The organism is Roseovarius mucosus (genome assembly GCF_002080415.1).
Classification (GTDB): domain Bacteria; phylum Pseudomonadota; class Alphaproteobacteria; order Rhodobacterales; family Rhodobacteraceae; genus Roseovarius; species Roseovarius mucosus_A.
In genome coordinates this window covers 2,226,340-2,243,539 of the sequence record NZ_CP020474.1, presented here as the reverse complement: position 1 = coordinate 2,243,539, position 17,200 = coordinate 2,226,340, and the positions used below count along the sequence as shown (strand labels likewise).

Annotated in this window: 10 protein-coding genes and 1 tRNA gene; 9 read left to right on the top strand and 2 right to left on the bottom strand. The window is 61.5% G+C overall.

The features are described from left to right. Nucleotides 1-51: 51 nt before the first annotated feature. Nucleotides 52-2,856 (top strand): DNA polymerase I, encoded by a 2,805-nt coding sequence (gene polA / locus ROSMUCSMR3_RS10745; protein ID WP_081507311.1) that lies wholly within the window; start codon nt 52-54, stop codon nt 2,854-2,856. Nucleotides 2,857-2,918: 62 nt separating this feature from the next. On the opposite strand, the gene ROSMUCSMR3_RS10740 is transcribed toward polA, so the two are convergent. Continuing rightward, a tRNA-Leu gene (locus ROSMUCSMR3_RS10740) sits at nt 2,919-3,004 on the bottom strand. 146 nt (nt 3,005-3,150) lie between these two features. Here ROSMUCSMR3_RS10740 and ROSMUCSMR3_RS10735 point away from each other — a divergent pair. Further along, the gene (locus ROSMUCSMR3_RS10735) at nt 3,151-4,134 is read left to right on the top strand and encodes a complex I NDUFA9 subunit family protein (protein ID WP_081507310.1); all 984 of its coding nucleotides are present in this window, start codon (nt 3,151-3,153) and stop codon (nt 4,132-4,134) included. A 3-nt stretch (nt 4,135-4,137) separates the two neighbouring features. Here ROSMUCSMR3_RS10735 and ROSMUCSMR3_RS10730 read toward each other — a convergent pair whose 3' ends face one another. Beyond that, nucleotides 4,138-4,941 carry an undecaprenyl-diphosphate phosphatase gene (locus ROSMUCSMR3_RS10730; RefSeq protein ID WP_081507309.1) on the bottom strand — a complete coding sequence of 268 codons (804 nt, stop codon included), beginning with the start codon at nt 4,939-4,941 and terminating at the stop codon, nt 4,138-4,140. A gap of 217 nt (nt 4,942-5,158) precedes the next feature. Between ROSMUCSMR3_RS10730 and ROSMUCSMR3_RS10725 the strand changes: the two genes are divergently transcribed. From ROSMUCSMR3_RS10725 to ROSMUCSMR3_RS10695, 7 genes are all read left to right on the top strand, one after another. Then, nucleotides 5,159-6,592: an NAD(P)-dependent oxidoreductase gene (locus ROSMUCSMR3_RS10725; protein ID WP_198385510.1), complete on the top strand. Its 1,434-nt coding sequence runs from the start codon at nt 5,159-5,161 to the stop codon at nt 6,590-6,592. A 109-nt stretch (nt 6,593-6,701) separates the two neighbouring features. Continuing rightward, nucleotides 6,702-11,234 carry a glutamate synthase large subunit gene (gltB, locus tag ROSMUCSMR3_RS10720; protein WP_081507308.1) on the top strand — a complete coding sequence of 1,511 codons (4,533 nt, stop codon included), beginning with the start codon at nt 6,702-6,704 and terminating at the stop codon, nt 11,232-11,234. A 111-nt stretch (nt 11,235-11,345) separates the two neighbouring features. Then, entirely contained in the window at nt 11,346-12,053 is a 708-nt protein-coding gene (gene mtgA / locus ROSMUCSMR3_RS10715; protein WP_081507307.1) for a monofunctional biosynthetic peptidoglycan transglycosylase, read from the top strand. Between the two features lie 57 nt (nt 12,054-12,110). Then, on the top strand, nt 12,111-12,776 hold the full coding sequence (locus ROSMUCSMR3_RS10710; RefSeq protein WP_008282649.1) for a glutathione S-transferase family protein: 666 nt from the start codon (nt 12,111-12,113) through the stop codon (nt 12,774-12,776). A gap of 59 nt (nt 12,777-12,835) precedes the next feature. Continuing rightward, complete coding sequence (gene queG, locus ROSMUCSMR3_RS10705) at nt 12,836-13,888, top strand: tRNA epoxyqueuosine(34) reductase QueG (protein WP_081507306.1); 1,053 nt, start codon at nt 12,836-12,838, stop codon at nt 13,886-13,888. A gap of 50 nt (nt 13,889-13,938) precedes the next feature. Continuing rightward, nucleotides 13,939-15,939, top strand: coding sequence for a hydantoinase/oxoprolinase N-terminal domain-containing protein (locus tag ROSMUCSMR3_RS10700; protein ID WP_081507305.1), 2,001 nt, complete (start codon nt 13,939-13,941; stop codon nt 15,937-15,939). A gap of 60 nt (nt 15,940-15,999) precedes the next feature. Further along, nucleotides 16,000-17,193 carry a glycine C-acetyltransferase gene (locus ROSMUCSMR3_RS10695; RefSeq protein ID WP_081507304.1) on the top strand — a complete coding sequence of 398 codons (1,194 nt, stop codon included), beginning with the start codon at nt 16,000-16,002 and terminating at the stop codon, nt 17,191-17,193. The last annotated feature ends 7 nt before the right edge of the window (nt 17,194-17,200 follow it).

Here is a 17,200-nt window from a genome sequence, read left to right as displayed (position 1 = left end):
CGGGAATTTGAGTATTTTCGCCAAGAAGACGCCTGATCGGGAGGGCAACCCATGTCATTCGGAAAAGGCTGTCACTTGCATCTGATCGACGGATCGTCGTTCATTTTCCGCGCCTATCACGCGCTGCCGCCGCTGACGCGTAAATCCGACGGGCTGCCCATTGGGGCTGTGTCGGGGTTTTGCAACATGCTGCAACGCTATGTTGAGGGCAACAACGGCCACGACGCGCCCACGCATGTCGCCGTCATCTTTGACAAGGGCAGCCATACGTTTCGCAACGATCTTTATCCCGAATACAAGGCCAACCGCGAAGCGATGCCAGAGGACCTGCGCCCGCAGATCCCGCTGACGCGCGAGGCCACGCGCGCCTTCAACATCGCCTGCGAAGAGAAAGAGGGCTACGAGGCCGACGACATTATCGCCACGCTCGCCTGTCAGGCGCGCGATCTGGGCGGACGGGTGACGATCATCAGCTCCGACAAGGACCTGATGCAGCTTGTCGGCGATGGGGTCGAAATGCTGGATGCGATGAAAAACCGCCTGATTGATGTGGAGGGCGTGCGCGAGAAATTCGGCGTCAGCCCGGACCGGGTGGTCGATGTGCAGGCGCTGGCCGGCGATAGTGTCGATAACGTGCCCGGTGCGCCGGGGATCGGGATCAAGACGGCGGCGCTTTTGATCAACGAATTCGGCTCACTCGAGGCGCTTTTGGACCGCGCCGAAGAGATCAAGCAGCCCAAGCGCCGCGATACGTTGATTGAAAAGCGCGCACAGATCGAGATGTCGAAGCGGCTGGTGCAACTGGATTGCAACACGCCGCTCGACTTTACGCTCGACGATCTGGAAGTGCGCGATCCTGATCCCGAGATGTTGTTGGGGTTTCTGGCGCAGATGGAGTTTCGCACCCTCTCGAAGCGCATCGCCGAGGCCTTGGGCGCAGTGGCGCCGACCATTCCGGAACCTGCCGCGCAAAGCGCTGCCACGGCACCCGATCAATCCCCCGATTGGCCAGCGATAGAGCCTGAGACCTATGTCCATGTCTCGGACCGCGCGACGCTGGACGCGTGGATCGCCACCATCCGCGCCCAAGGCTATGTCGCCTTTGATACCGAGACCACCTCGCTTAACGAAATGCAGGCCGATCTGGTGGGCATTTCGCTGGCTACGGCACCGGGCCGCGCCTGTTACATCCCGGTGGCGCACAAGGACGGGGCGGCGGATGATCTCTTTGGGTCGGACGCGCGGGCCGAGGGGCAATTGCCGCTGGACGAGGTGTTGGACGCCCTCAAACCCGTGCTTGAGGATGACGCCATCCTCAAGATCGGTCAGAATATGAAGTACGACGCCAAGATTCTGGCCGCCCATGGCATAACCGTGGCCCCCATCGACGATACGATGCTGATGTCCTATGCGCTGCATGCCGGGCTGCACGGGCATGGGATGGACACGCTGTCAGAGCGCTATCTGAACCATAGCCCGATCCCGATAAAATCCCTGCTGGGTAGTGGCAAAGCCGCTGTCACCTTTGACCGCGTGCCAGTGGCCGAGGCGGTGAAATATGCCGCAGAGGATGCCGACATCACGCTGCGCCTCTGGCTCACGCTCAAGCCGCAGCTGCACCGTGCCCAGGTCACCACGGTCTACGAGACGCTGGAACGCCCGTTGGTGCCTGTGCTGGCGCGCATGGAGCGGGATGGCGTGCTGGTCGACCGTGACACGCTGCGCGCCATGTCTGGCAAATTCGCCCAGAAAATGGCCGGCTTGGAATCAGAAATTCACGCGCTTGCCGGGCGCAGTTTCAATGTCGGTTCGCCCAAGCAATTGGGAGAGATCCTGTTTGACGAAATGGGCCTGCCGGGCGGCGAAAAGGGCAAAACCGGTGCCTATGCCACCGGGGCCGACGTGCTCGAGGATCTGGCGACAGAGCATGATCTGCCTGCGCGCGTTCTGGATTGGCGGCAATTGAGCAAGCTCAAATCCACCTATACTGACGCGCTTCAGGATCACATCGATCCGGATACGGGGCGGGTCCACACCTCCTATCTGCAAACCGGGGCCAGCACGGGGCGGTTTTCCTCGTCTGACCCCAATTTGCAAAACATTCCCGTGCGTAGCGAAGAAGGGCGACGCATCCGAGAGGCCTTTGTTGCGGCCCCCGGCAATCGTCTGGTCAGTCTCGATTACAGCCAGATCGAGTTGCGCATTTTGGCGCATGTGGCCGGGATAGAGACGCTCAAGCAGGCGTTTCGCGATGGCCATGACATTCACGCCATGACCGCGTCAGAGATGTTCAACGTCCCGCTGGCAGAGATGACGCCCGAGATCAGGCGTCAGGCCAAGGCGATCAATTTCGGCGTGATCTATGGCATCTCGGGCTTTGGTCTTGCACGCAATCTGCGCATTCCAAGAGGCGAGGCGCAGGGGTTCATCGACCGCTATTTCGAGCGGTTTCCGGGCATCAAGGATTACATGGACGCCACCACCGCCTTTGCCAAGGAACATGGCTATGTCCAGACCCTGTTCGGGCGCAAGATCCACACGCCCGAGATTGCCGCCAAAGGCCCGCGCGCCGGATTCGCCCGGCGTGCCGCGATCAACGCGCCAATTCAAGGCACGGCGGCGGACATCATCCGCCGCGCGATGATCCGTATGCCCGAGGCGATCGCGGGGCTGCCCTGCAAGATGCTGTTGCAGGTCCATGACGAATTGATCTTTGAAGTGGCCGAGGACAGCGTAGACCGCTTGATCGACGTTGCGCGCGCTGTGATGCAGGGGGCCGCAGACCCGGCAGTGCGTCTAGACGTGCCCCTGGTGGTGGATGCGGGCCAAGGCCGCAATTGGGCCGAAGCGCATTAAACGCCCGCTCTAACGCCCGGAATTGAGTGGTTTAGCGACAAAAACACCCCGCAATGGGAAAGTGGTGCCCAGGAGAGGACTCGAACCTCCACGACCTTGCGGCCACTGGCACCTGAAGCCAGCGCGTCTACCATTCCGCCACCTGGGCAGGTGTCGTGAGGCAGGCGTTTATCGCTCGCCCCGGATGGTGTCAACGGCGATTTTGTCGCTTGGCTGCAATTGCCTTATCGTCTTGTCCAAATCGCGCAGGGGCGATAGGAAAGTGAGGATACGCGCATAGCCTCGGAGGCCCGAATGTCAAAGCTTGTCACCATTTACGGCGGATCAGGGTTCGTGGGCCGCTATATCGCGCGGCGCATGGCGCAGGCCGGTTGGCGGGTACGGGTGGCGGTGCGGCGCCCCAATGAGGCGATGCATGTCAAACCCTATGGCGTTGTCGGTCAGGTCGAGCCGGTATTTTGCAATATCCGCGATGATGCATCTGTGCGCGCGGTGATGCAGGGCGCTGATGCGGTGGTGAACTGCGTTGGCACCTTTGACCGCAAGGGTAAAAACAGCTTTGACGCTGTGCAGGACAAGGGGGCCACACGGATCGCGCGGATCGCCGCAGAGGAAGGCGTGGCGCATCTGGTGCATTTGTCGGCAATTGGGGCCGATGCCACCTCGGACAGCCACTATGCTCGTTCCAAGGCAGCGGGCGAGGCGGGTATCCTACAGCATTTCCCGAACGCCGTGATCCTGCGCCCCTCGGTCATCTTTGGTCCCGAAGATCAGTTTTTCAACCGCTTTGCCGGGATGACGCGGCTTGGTCCGGTACTGCCTGTGGTCGGTGCCGACACGCGATTCCAGCCGGTCTATGTAGATGACGTGGCGCAGGCCGCGGTGATGGGGGCCATGGGCCGGGCAGTGCCGGGCATTTACGAGCTTGGCGGGCCAGAGGCGAGCAGCTTTCGTGGTCTGATGCAGCAGATGCTGCAGGTGATCCGACGGCGGCGTCTGATCGCCAATATTCCCTTTGGAGTGGCCGCGCTTATGGCTGGGGCGATGGAGCTTGTTCAGACGGTCACGCTTGGCCTTGTGCCGCCGCAGATCACCCGGGATCAGGTGCGCAGCCTGCGGCGGGATAATGTTGTCGGAGACGGGGCCAAGGGCTTTGACGCGCTTGGCATCACGCCTGTTGCGGTGGGCGCGGTACTGCCGGATTATCTCTGGCGGTTCCGTCCGGCTGGGCAATATGCGGCGATCAAGGAATCGGCCAAGAACCTGCGCGCGCGCTGACCCTCAGCCATAGGCGATGGCCAACAAGGCCACGCCCAGCACCATGCGATAGATCACATAGGGCGTAAAGCTGACGCTGCGCAGCAGGCGCATCATCAGGCCGAGCGCCAAGAGGGCCGCGACAAAGGCCAGGGCGGCGGCAATCGCCCCGTCGCGGATCAGACCCATATCCGCCGTCATCGCGGCCTCTGCACCCAGCAAGACGCCGCTGGCGATGATCGTGGGCACAGACATCAGCATCGAAAGGCGCGCGGCATCCTCACGCGCAAAACCCATGACGCGCGCACCCGTGATGGTGATACCAGAGCGCGAGGTGCCGGGAATAAGGGCAATGACCTGCCACATCCCCAAGAGGATGGCATCGCGCAGGGTCCAACCTTCGCTGGTTCTGACAGTTTTGCCAGTTTGATCCGCCCAATAGAGCAGGACGCCAAAGATGAGCGTGGCCCAGCCGATGACAGTAATCGAGCGCAGCGCGTCATTTAGCCCGGTGATCTTGAGCAGCAGGCCCGCCACCATCACCGGAACCGCCGAGACAATCAACAGCAACGCAAGCCGAGCGCCGGGCGTGTCGGCACGCCCCATGAACAGGCGAGGCAGGCCAAAGATGGCCCCCCGCAGGTCAGACCAGAAGTAGAGAATGACCGCAAAGAGCGTGCCCACATGCACCGCCACATCAATGATCTGTCCCTGATCGGGAATATGCAGGAGATTCGGCAAAAGGATCAGATGGCCAGACGAGGAAATCGGCAAAAACTCGGTTATCCCCTGCACGATGGCGACAAGGAAAATGTGAAAGAGCGCCATGGTGCCTGTCCCGATCCGATTTTTGAAATCGTATAAAGCATTGTCTTAAAAAGGCAAAGTTGATTGTAGGTCCGGATCGGAATTAAATTATGAAAAAATCAATGGGGACGCGCGCACAGCAACTATAATTAATTCATAATAGGTCATAGTTTATGACTTTTAATCCAAAGAGGAGTGCTGTAAACCTTCGCAACCAGTTGACTCGGGAGGAAAAGCCGTGGCCAAGCAACCCATGCTGAAATTTGTGAGCGTTGAGCGGGATATGCCCGAGAAACGTGGCGCAGATGATCGGCGGCAGGATTTCCATGAAATCTATGCCGAATTCGCCGATGCCAAAGCCAAGGAGCAGGCCGGACGGTGTAGCCAGTGTGGCGTGCCCTATTGCCAAAGCCATTGTCCGCTGCACAACAATATTCCGGACTGGTTGCGCCTGACAGCCGAAGGTCGGCTGAAAGAGGCTTATGAAATCAGCCAGTTGACCAACACCTTCCCCGAGATTTGCGGGCGCATCTGCCCGCAGGACCGGCTGTGCGAGGGCAATTGCGTGATCGAGCAATCGGGGCATGGCACGGTCACGATTGGGGCGGTTGAAAAATACATCACCGATACTGCCTGGGAAGAGGGCTGGGTTGAGGTGATCAAGCCAAGTGTGGAGCGCGTTGAATCTGTCGGCATTATTGGTGCTGGCCCCGGTGGGCTTGCGGCGGCGGATGTGCTGCGGCGGGCGGGGGTTCAGGTTACGGTCTATGACCGCTATGATCGCGGCGGCGGGTTGCTGACCTATGGGATTCCCGGTTTCAAGTTGGAAAAGGACGTGGTCATGCGCCGCGTCGAACAACTGGAGCAGGGTGGCGTTAAATTCGTGCTCAATTGTGATGTGGGAACAGACATCAGTTTCGATGAAATCCGCAGCAAACACAATGCGTTGATGATTGCCACCGGAGTTTACAAGAGCCGCGATTTGGACGGCCCGGGGGCCGGTGCAGACGGGATCGTGCGAGCGATTAACTATCTGACCGCCAGCAATCGTGTGTGCTTTGGCGACAGCGTGCCAGAGTATGAAAGCGGCGAGTTGAACGCAGAGGGCAAGCGCATTGTTGTGGTAGGCGGCGGCGATACCGCGATGGATTGCGTGCGCACGGCCATCCGGCAAGGGGCCAAATCGGTTACATGCCTATACCGTCGCGACCGCGAGAATATGCCCGGCAGCCAGCGTGAGGTGGCCAATGCCGAAGAGGAAGGTGTTAAGTTTGAATGGCTGAGCGCCCCTGTTGGCTTTGTTGGCGACCCAGTAACAGCGGTGAAAGTGCAGAAGATGCGCCTTGGTGCGCCCGATGCCACAGGGCGGCAGAGCCCAGAGCCGATTGAGGGCGCGATCGAGGATGCGCCCGCCGATCTGGTGATCAAGGCGCTCGGGTTCGAGCCCGAAGACCTGCCAAGCCTTTGGGGGCAAAAGGAATTGGAAGTCACCCGTTGGGGGACAATCAAGGCCGAGTTCACCACTGGGCAAACCGCGATGGACGGGGTTTTTGCCGTGGGCGATATCGTGCGCGGCGCATCCCTTGTGGTTTGGGCGATCCGCGACGGGCGCGACTCGGCGGCGGCAATCCTGAACTATCTGGACCAAGCGCAAGCCGTTGCTGCGGAGTAGCGGTAACCTGTCGGTATACTGCCGGTATTCCGGCGATGATCCGACAGCCACGCGACGAGACAACGTGACAGACACACTGACCCACCAGATTAAGGAAGGGTAAAGACCGATGACGACATTTGATCTTAACTGGGCCGAAGAACAGCAAGCCAAGCGCGAGTGGTTGGCAGCCAATGGCATGTATGCCGAAGAAGAGGAACACTCCTCTTGTGGTGTGGGCCTTGTCGTGTCGATTGACGGCAAGCCGTCGCGCCGCGTGGTCGAGGCAGGGATCAACGCGCTCAAGGCGATCTGGCACCGGGGTGCCGTTGACGCCGATGGCAAGACCGGCGATGGCGCAGGCATTCATCTGCAAATCCCGGTGTCGTTCTTTTACGATCAAATCCGCCGCACTGGCCACGAGCCGAACGAGAGCCGGTTGGTTGCCGTGGGTCAGGTGTTCTTGCCGCGCACCAATTTTGGCGCACAGGAACAGTGCCGGACCATCGTAGAAACCGAAGTGCTCCGCATGGGGCACACGATCTATGGCTGGCGGCATGTGCCGGTGGATATTTCCTGTCTTGGCGAAAAGGCCAACGCAACCCGGCCCGAGATCGAACAGATCCTGATTTCCGATGCCAAGGGATTGGACGAGGAAACATTCGAGCGGGAACTTTATGTGATCCGCCGCCGGATCGAAAAGGCGGTGCAGGCTGCCGGGATCATGGGATTTTACATGGCAAGCCTGAGCTGCCGCAGCATCATCTACAAAGGGATGATGCTGGCCGAGCAGGTGGCGGTGTTCTACCCGGACCTCATGGACGAACGGTTCAAGAGCGCCTTTGCCATTTATCATCAGCGCTATTCGACCAACACCTTCCCGCAATGGTGGCTGGCGCAACCGTTCCGCATGCTGGCGCATAACGGCGAGATCAACACGCTCAAGGGCAATACCAATTGGATGAAAAGCCATGAGATCCGCATGGCAAGCGGGGCCTTTGGCGATCTGGCCGAAGATATCAAGCCGATCATCCCGCAAGGGTCAAGCGATAGTGCCGCGCTGGATGCCGTGTTCGAGGTGCTGGTGCGCGCCGGACGGTCCGCGCCGATGGCCAAGACGATGCTGGTGCCTGAATCCTGGTCCAAGCAGGCCGAAGAGCTGCCGCAGTCGTGGCGCGATATGTATTCCTATTGCAATTCGGTGATGGAGCCGTGGGATGGCCCCGCCGCGCTGGCGATGACCGATGGCCGCTGGGTATGCGCCGGGCTTGACCGCAACGGGCTGCGGCCGATGCGGTATGTGGTTACAGGTGACGGCATGGTGATTGCCGGGTCAGAGGCCGGGATGGTCCCGATTGACGAGCGTACGGTCAAGGAAAAGGGCGCACTTGGGCCGGGCCAGATGCTGGCCGTGGATATGACCCAAGGCAAGCTCTATCACGATGCGGAAATCAAGAACCGCTTGGCGGACGCGCAGCCCTTTGGCGAATGGGTCGGCAAGATCAACGAGCTGGATGAGGCGCTTTCGGGGGCAACAGAGGCCCCGCTTTATTCCGGTTCGGACCTGCGCAAGCGGCAGATCGCAGCGGGCTATAGCATCGAGGAGCTGGAGCAGGTTTTGGCCCCCATGGCCGAGGATGGCAAAGAGGCGGTGGCGAGCATGGGCGACGACACGCCAAGTGCTGTTCTTTCCAAGCAGTATCGCCCCCTGAGCCATTTCTTCCGTCAGAATTTCAGTCAGGTGACCAACCCGCCGATTGACAGCCTGCGCGAATACCGGGTGATGAGCCTGAAGACGCGGTTCGGCAACCTCAAGAACGTGCTGGATGAATCGAGCGCGCAAACCGAGATTCTGGTCCTCGAAAGCCCGTTCGTGGGCAATGCCCAATGGGCCGAGATGATCAAACAGTTCAACGCCGATGTGACCGAGATCGACTGCACCTTTGCGCCCGGCAAGAACGCGCTGCAAGACGGGCTGGAGCGTATCCGCGCCGAGGCAGAGGATGCGATCCGCTCGGGCACTGGGCATCTCATCCTGACGGATCAACACCAGAACGAGGCCCGCGTCGGCATGCCAATGATTTTGGCGACCAGTGCGGTGCATAGCCATCTGACACGCAAGGGGCTGCGCACATTCTCGAGCCTCAACGTGCGCTCTGCCGAATGTATCGACCCGCATTATTTCGCGGTGCTGATTGGCGCGGGTGCCACGGTGGTCAACGCCTATCTGGCCGAGGACAGCATCGCCGACCGGATCGCGCGCGGATTGATCGAGGGGAGCCTGACCGAAGCAGTGGCCCGCTACCGGACAGCGATTGATCAGGGTCTGCTCAAAATCATGTCGAAGATGGGGATTTCGGTGATCTCCTCTTATCGTGGTGGTTTGAACTTTGAAGCGGTCGGGCTGAGCCGTGCGATGTGCGCAGAGTATTTCCCCGGTCTGACCAGCCGGATCAGTGGCATCGGCGTGTCGGGGATTCAGGCCAAGCTGGAAGAGGTGCATGGCCGCGCCTATGCCGGCGGGCAGGATATTCTGCCGATCGGCGGCTTTTACAAGGCGCGGAAATCGGGCGAAACCCATGCTTGGGGTGCGCAGACCATGCATATCCTGCAAACCGCCTGTAACAAGGCAAGCTATGAGCTCTGGAAGCGCTACAGCGCGGCTATGCAGGCCAATCCGCCCATTCATCTGCGCGACCTGATGGCGATCAAGCCACTGGGAAAGGCGATCCCGATTGAAGAGGTCGAGAGCGTAACCGCAATCCGCAAGCGGTTCGTGACACCGGGCATGTCGCTTGGGGCGCTAAGCCCCGAGGCGCACAAGACGCTGAACGTAGCAATGAACCGGATCGGCGCGCGCTCGGACAGTGGCGAAGGCGGCGAAGACCCGGCGCATTTCACGCCAGAGGCCAATGGCGACAACCCGTCGGCCAAGATCAAGCAGGTGGCATCGGGCCGCTTTGGCGTGACGGCGGAATATCTCAACCATTGCGAAGAGTTGGAAATCAAGGTCGCGCAAGGGGCCAAGCCCGGCGAGGGCGGGCAGTTGCCGGGCATGAAAGTGACCAAGCTGATTGCACGGCTGCGCCATTCGACCGAGGGTGTGACGCTGATTTCGCCGCCGCCGCATCACGATATCTACAGCATCGAGGATCTGGCGCAGCTCATCTATGACCTCAAGCAGATCAACCCGAACGTGAAGGTCTGCGTCAAACTGGTGGCGCAATCGGGTGTCGGCACGATTGCCGCCGGTGTGGCCAAGGCCAAGGCGGATGTGATCCTGATTTCCGGTCATAACGGCGGCACCGGCGCGAGCCCGGCAACGAGCATCAAATATGCCGGCCTGCCGTGGGAAATGGGCCTGACCGAGGCGCATCAGGTGCTGAGCATGAACAATCTGCGCGAGCGGATCACGCTGCGCACCGATGGTGGGCTGCGGACGGGCCGCGACATCGTCATGGCGGCAATGATGGGGGCCGAGGAATACGGAATTGGCACGGCCGCATTGATTGCCATGGGCTGTATCATGGTGCGTCAGTGCCAGTCGAACACCTGTCCCGTGGGCGTCTGCACGCAGGATGAGGCGCTGCGCGCCAAGTTCACCGGCAATGCCGACAAGGTGGTCAACCTCATCACCTTCTACGCGCAGGAGGTGCGGGAAATCCTGGCCTCTATCGGCGCGCGCAGCCTCGATGAGGTGATCGGGCGGGCGGATTTGCTGACGCAGGTCAGCCGCGGATCGGCGCATCTCGATGATCTTGACCTCAACCCGATGCTGATCACCGTCGATGGGGCACAGCATCAGCGCTATGACCGGCTCAAGCCGCGCAACGAAGTGCCCGATACGCTGGACGCCGAAATCGTGCGCGATGCGCAGCGGTTCCTGAACGATGGTGAGAAGATGCAACTGCATTATGCGGTGCAGAACACGCATCGCACCGTGGGCACGCGGGTATCCAGCCATATCGTGCGCAAGTTCGGAATGCTCAATAGCCTTCAGCCGGATCACCTGACGGTCAAGCTGACGGGAAGTGCGGGGCAGAGCCTTGGGGCCTTTGCCGCGCCGGGCCTCAAGATCGAGGTCTCGGGCGACGCCAATGACTATGTGGGCAAGGGCCTGTCGGGGGCAACCATCGTGGTACGCCCACCAATGGCCAGCCCGCTGGTTGCCGCCGAAAACACGATCATCGGCAATACCGTGCTCTATGGCGCGACCGATGGCTATCTCTTTGCCGCGGGCCGTGCTGGCGAACGCTTTGCCGTGCGCAATTCGGGTGCAAAGGTGGTGATCGAGGGCTGCGGCAGCAATGGCTGTGAATACATGACCGGCGGCGTTGCGGTGATCCTTGGCGATATCGGGGCCAATTTTGGCGCCGGCATGACCGGCGGCATGGCCTATCTCTATGATCCGCAGGGCCGCGCGCCGACACTGGTCAATGGCGAAACCCTGGTCAGTTGTGCCGTAACAGAGCCGCATTGGGAGGCCGAGCTGAAAGGGCTGATCGAGCGGCATGTCGCGGAAACCAGCAGCCGCCGGGGGCAGGACATCCTGCAATACTGGGATCAAGAGCGGGCACATTTCATCCAGCTTTGCCCCAAGGAGATGCTCAACAAGCTGAGCCATCCGCTTGGCATGGTGCCAGAGGCTATTCCGGCAGAATAGAGACGAAATCCGGGGGCTCTGCCCCCGGACCCCCGGAGTATTTTCGCCAAGAAGAACCCGACCCGCGCCAAAGGTGTTTTGCGTGCCCGCGCAGGGCGTTATAGCTGTTCCATGGCACGCGCGCGCAAATCCCCACCCTTACGGGCGAAATCCCGATGGACGCCGACCACATGGCTGGTGCGCTGGTCGCTTGTGGCCGTGCTGATCGTGATCGGAGTGATCGCAACCCATCGTGAGATTGCACCGCCCAAGACCTATTACATGGGTCAGGAAGAGCGGCGACTGGGCCGCATCGCGCAGGACTGGGTGCCAATGGCGCAAATTGCGCCAGTGATGGCGCGGTCCCTGGTGGCGGCAGAGGATGCCAATTTTTGCCAGCACTGGGGGTTTGATATGGCGGCCATTCGCACGGCGATTGCCGAGGGATCAGGGCGCGGGGCCTCGACGCTCAGTCAGCAAGTCGTCAAGAATGTCTATCTCTGGCATGGGCGCAATTGGGCGCGCAAGGCGCTGGAGGCCAGCATTACTCCGGTGGTCGAAACGCTTTGGTCGAAACGACGGATCATCGAGGTCTATCTTAACGTCGCAGAGTTTGATGAGGGGGTTTTCGGGGTTGAGGCCGCCGCGCGGCACTATTTCGGCGTGAGCGCCGCCGACCTGAGCGCCACGCAAGCGGCACGGCTGGCGGCGGTGCTGCCTGATCCCAAGGGACGCTCCGCGTCAAAACCTTCGCAGGCATTGCGCAACCGGGCCGCTGGTATCCTTGATGGGGCGGCAACGATTGACCGAGATGGGCGCGCCACCTGTTTCGAGGATTGAAAACCGCAGCCAAAGGGGGCATTGAGGGGCGACCCCCGAGACCACAGGTAATCGTTCATGGCCAAGCTCTATCATGTCCCGCTCTCGCCCTTTTGCCGCAAGGTTCGCCTGAGTCTGGCGGAAAAGCGGATCGAATGTGAGCTGGTGGAAGAGCGCTATTGGGAGCAGGATCCGGACTTTCTGCGCCGCAACCCGGCTGGCAAAGTGCCCGTGCTGCGGATCGACGGCAAGACCATGTCGGAGAGTGCCGCGATCTGCGAATATCTCGAAGAGAAGTATCCCGAACCGTCCCTGATGCCCAAAGGCACCGATGCGCGCTATGAGGTGCGGCGGCTGGTGGGGTGGTTTGACGACAAGTTTCATAGCGAAGTGACCAGCAAGTTGGTCTATGAGCGGGTGAACAAGAAGGTGATGAAGCTAGGCTTTCCCGACAGTCGCAATGTCAAGGACGGCGCCAAGGCGATCAAATATCATCTGGATTACATGGCGTGGCTGTTGGATCACCGGCGCTGGCTGGCGGGCGATGTGATGACGCTGGCGGATTTTGCGGCGGCCGCGCATCTTAGCGCGCTGGATTACATCAGCGATGTAGACTGGACGCGCAGCGAGGCGGTCAAGGATTGGTATGCCAAGATCAAGTCGCGCCCGGCGTTCCGCGGGATTCTGGCGGATCAAGTGTCGGGATTTCCGCCACCTGCGCATTATGCTGATCTCGACTTTTAGGTTGGGGGCGCTGCCCCCGTCGCCGCAAGCGGCGACTCCCCCGAGGTATTTTGCGCCAGATGAATATTGGGCTGAAACAGAGACTGATTGATCAAGCGCTAGCCGAAGGGTTTGACGCCTGTCGGATGTGTCGCCCATGGGATGTGGGGCATGTGCCCGAGCGTTTGGCCGCATTTCTTGGGCAGGGCTATCACGGGCAGATGGGCTGGCTGGCAGAGCGCAGCGAGTGGCGCGGCGCGCCTGAGGCGCTCTGGCCCGAGGCGCGCACCGTCATCATGTTGGGCGAAAGCTATACCCCCGAGGAAGACCCCTTGGCCGGGTTGAAGCGGCCCGAATGCGGCAATATCTCGGTTTATGCACGTAACAGAGACTATCACGACACGGTCAAGAAGCGGTTGAAACGCTTGGCGCGCTGGCTGATCGACGCGGGCGGCGGGGAGGTGAAGGTGTTTGTTGATACGGCCCCCGTGCCGGAAAAGCCGCTTGGACAAGCGGCGGGGCTGGGATGGCAGGGCAAGCACACCAATCTGGTGAGCCGAGCGTTGGGGAGCTGGTTTTTCCTTGGGTCCGTTTTTACGACACTGGATCTAGAGACGGATCCGGCAGAAATCGATCATTGTGGGTCTTGCCGCGCCTGTCTGGACATCTGTCCCACCGATGCCTTTCCCGCGCCCTATCAGTTGGACGCGCGGCGCTGTATTTCCTATCTGACGATCGAGCATAAGGGGCCCGTGGATGAAGCCCTGCGCCCCGGTCTGGGCAACCGGATTTATGGCTGCGACGATTGTCTGGCGGTCTGCCCATGGAACAAGTTTGCGGTTACGGCGCGTGAAGTGAAGTACCACGCGCGCGACGATCTGGTGGCCCCACGGCTGGCGGAGCTGGCAATGCTGGACGATACCGCGTTCCGTGCGAGATTTTCCGGCAGCCCGATCAAGCGCATCGGGCGGGATCGGTTTTTGCGCAACGTGCTCTACGCGATTGGCAATTCCGCAGATCCCAGCCTGCGCGCGGTGGCGCAATCGCAGTGCGAGGATGCGGATGCGGCCGTCGCGGATGCCGCGCGGTGGGCGGTCAAACGACTGGATCGTGACGCAAACGGGCTGGCATAGCGCGAGAAACCCGCTACACCCCTAGCCTGACAGTCAAAGAGGGCAGGCAGATGGCGTTGTTGTTGGGCGTGGACACCGGGGGCACTTATACCGATGCCGTTCTGATCCGGGATGAGCGCGAGGTGATTGCGAGCGCCAAGGCGCTGACGACACGGGCCGATCTGGCCGTGGGAATTGGTGCTGCGGTCGAGGCCGTGCTGCGCGAAAGCGGCGCGAATGTGGGCGATATCGGCCTTGCCTCCCTCTCGACGACCTTGGCGACCAACGCGCTGGTCGAGGGGCAAGGCGGGCGCGCGGGCCTAGTTTATATCGGGTTTCGGGCGGCAGATTTGCAGGCACATGGGCTGGCCGAGGCGCTGGGCGGTGACCCGGCGATTGTGCTGAATGGTGGCCATAACCACGCCGGAGGCGAGGCAATGCCGCTGGATAAAGAGGCGCTTTTGGCCTGGTTAGAGACTGGAACAGGGGCAGAGGCCTATGCGGTGGCATCGCTCTTTGCCACCAGAAACCCCGCGCATGAATTGGCGGCGGCAGAGACGATCCGCGCGGTAACGGGACGGCCTGTGAGCCTGTCGCATCATCTGTCGGCCAAGCTCAACGGGCCGAAACGGGCGCTGACCGCGCTGCTGAACGCGCGGCTCATCGGGATGATTGCGCGGCTGATCGACCGAGCCGAGGGCAAGCTGGGCGAGTTGGGGATACACGCGCCGCTGATGGTGGTGCGGGGAGACGGGGCGTTGATCAGTGCCGATCAAGCGCGGGAACGCCCCATCGAGACCATTCTGAGCGGGCCTGCGGCAAGCATCGTGGGCGCGCGCTGGCTGACCGGGGCGGCGCATGCGCTGGTGTCGGATATTGGCGGAACAACGACCGATGTGGCGGTCCTGCGCGAGGGGCGACCGGCGATTGATCCCGAAGGCGCGCGTGTGGGCCCATGGCGCACCATGGTCGAAGCGGTCGCGATGCGAACCTTTGGGTTGGGTGGTGACAGTGAGGTTCATGTGCGCGACGAAGGACTAGAGGGCGGCGTGATCCTCGGCCCGCGGCGCGTGGTGCCGGTGAGCCTGATGGCGGCAGAGGCACGCGAGGCGGTGCATGGCGTGTTGGAGGAACAATTGCGGGCAGTGGCCCCCGGCGAGCATGACGCGCGGTTCGTGCGCGCGGTGCCGGGGATCGAGGCCGGGGGATTAGGCGAGCGCGAAGAAGCTCTGTTGGGCCGGATTGGTGTCGATGTGCGCCCCGTCGGCAAGGTGCTTAAGACGCGCATGGATGGCGCGGCGCTGACACGCTTGGTGCGCCGGGGGCTGGTGCAGGTGGCGGGTATCACGCCGTCGGATGCAAGCCATGTGCTGGGCGGGTTGGACAGTTGGGATGCAGAGGCCGCGCGCATGGCGTTGGAACTGGTGGCGCGCAAGCGAACCGGGTCGGGCAACCGGCTGGCAGAGGGGCCAGAGCATTTGGCGCGCATGATCGTGGACCGCCTGACGCATCAGACAAGTCTTGCCTTGTTAGAGACTGCTTTTTCCGAAGAAGACATGGACTTTGGCCTGTCTCCTACGGCGCTGGCCGAGCATGTGCTGATGCAAAAAGGGTTGGATGGGCATCGCGGTTTGGTGCGAATCGAGAGCGGGCTGGCGGTGCCGGTGATTGGTCTCGGTGCGTCGGCGGCGAGCTATTATGGCGCGGTGGGCGCGCGGCTGGGCTGCGAGATGATCCTGCCTGCGCATGGCGGCGTGGCCAATGCGATTGGCGCGGTGGTGGGCCGTGTGACAATCCGGCGGGGCGGCACGGTGACATCACCCTCTGAGGGCAAATACCGCGTGCATCTTGAAAGCGGTCCAGAGGATTATGCCGCGTCCGACACCGCGATGGCGGCGCTAGAGGCGGTTTTGCGGGCCGAAGCACAAGCCGAAGCCGAGGCGTCCGGGGCAGTGGATATTCATGTTACCGCGCGCCGTGCCGTAAAAGAAGCGCAGGCCGAGGCGCGACGGGTGTTTTTGGAAGCTGAAATCGTGGTAGAGGCGAGTGGACGGCCTCGTATCGCCGTCTGAGGTGTGGGGGCGCTGCCCCCGGTCCCGGAGCAGTTCGGGAACACTGAACGGGAGGGCGACATGACAGCAGCAGATCGGTTTGACGCGGATATTGCAGGGCGACTGGACGGGTTGCGCGATGAGGGGCTCTATAAGGGCGAGCGGGTGATCGCCTCGATGCAGGCGGGCGAGGTGCGGCTGGCGGATGGGCGCGCGGTGGTGAACCTCTGCGCCAACAATTACCTGGGTCTGGCGGATCATCCCGAAGTGATCGCGGCGGCGCATACGGCGCTGGACCGTTACGGGTTTGGCATGGCGAGCGTGCGGTTTATTTGCGGAACGCAGGAAGAGCACAAAGAGCTGGAGGCCCGGATCGCCGGGTTTTTAGGGTGTGAGGATGCGATCCTTTATGCGGCGGCGTTTGACGCGAATACCGGTTTGTTCGAGACGATCTTGGGGCCAGAGGATGCGATCATCAGCGATGCGCTCAACCATGCGAGCATCATCGACGGTATCCGGCTCTGCAAGGCGGAGCGCTATCGCTACGCCAATCGCGACATGGCCGATCTGGAGCGGTGTTTGCGCGAGGCGAAGGGAGCGCGGCATCGGCTGATTGCAACGGATGGCGTGTTCTCGATGGATGGAACTTATGCGCCCTTGGATGAAATTTGCGATTTGGCCGCGCGCTATGATGCAATGGTGATGGTGGATGATTGCCATGCCACCGGCTTTGTCGGCGAGACCGGGCGCGGCACACCCGAGCGGTTCGGGGTGATGGACCGCGTGGATATCCTGACCGGCACGCTGGGCAAGGCGCTGGGCGGTGCGTCGGGCGGCTATACGGCGGCAAGTGCGCAGGTGGTGGATTGGCTGCGGCAACGCTCGCGCCCGTATCTTTTTTCCAACACGCTGGCGCCGGTGATTGCGGGGGCCTCGCTCAAAGTCTTTGATATGCTGGAGGACGGCGCGGAGCGGCGTGCGCGGCTCTGGGACAATGCAGCGTATTTCCGCGAGAGGATGGGCGCACTGGGGTTTGAAATGCTGCCCGGCGAACATGCGATCATCCCGGTCATGTTGCGCGATTCGAAGCTGGCGCAAGAAATGGCAGCGCGGCTGAATGATCGCGGCGTTTATGTGACCGCCTTCAGCTTTCCAGTGGTGCCCAAGGGGCAGGATCGGATCAGAACGCAAATGAGTGCCGGGCTTACGCGCGATATGCTGGACCGAGCGATTGACGCTTTTGCGGTCGTGGGCCGCGACCTAGGAGTGATCTGATGCAGAA

Coding starts and splice junctions, on each gene's coding strand:
- polA (WP_081507311.1), top strand. CDS start 52: ATGTCATTCGGAAAAGGCTGTCACTTGCATCTGATCGACGGATCGTCG.
- ROSMUCSMR3_RS10735 (WP_081507310.1), top strand. CDS start 3,151: ATGTCAAAGCTTGTCACCATTTACGGCGGATCAGGGTTCGTGGGCCGC.
- ROSMUCSMR3_RS10730 (WP_081507309.1), bottom strand. CDS start 4,941: ATGGCGCTCTTTCACATTTTCCTTGTCGCCATCGTGCAGGGGATAACC.
- gltB (WP_081507308.1), top strand. CDS start 6,702: ATGACGACATTTGATCTTAACTGGGCCGAAGAACAGCAAGCCAAGCGC.
- mtgA (WP_081507307.1), top strand. CDS start 11,346: ATGGCACGCGCGCGCAAATCCCCACCCTTACGGGCGAAATCCCGATGG.
- ROSMUCSMR3_RS10710 (WP_008282649.1), top strand. CDS start 12,111: ATGGCCAAGCTCTATCATGTCCCGCTCTCGCCCTTTTGCCGCAAGGTT.
- queG (WP_081507306.1), top strand. CDS start 12,836: ATGAATATTGGGCTGAAACAGAGACTGATTGATCAAGCGCTAGCCGAA.
- ROSMUCSMR3_RS10700 (WP_081507305.1), top strand. CDS start 13,939: ATGGCGTTGTTGTTGGGCGTGGACACCGGGGGCACTTATACCGATGCC.
- ROSMUCSMR3_RS10695 (WP_081507304.1), top strand. CDS start 16,000: ATGACAGCAGCAGATCGGTTTGACGCGGATATTGCAGGGCGACTGGAC.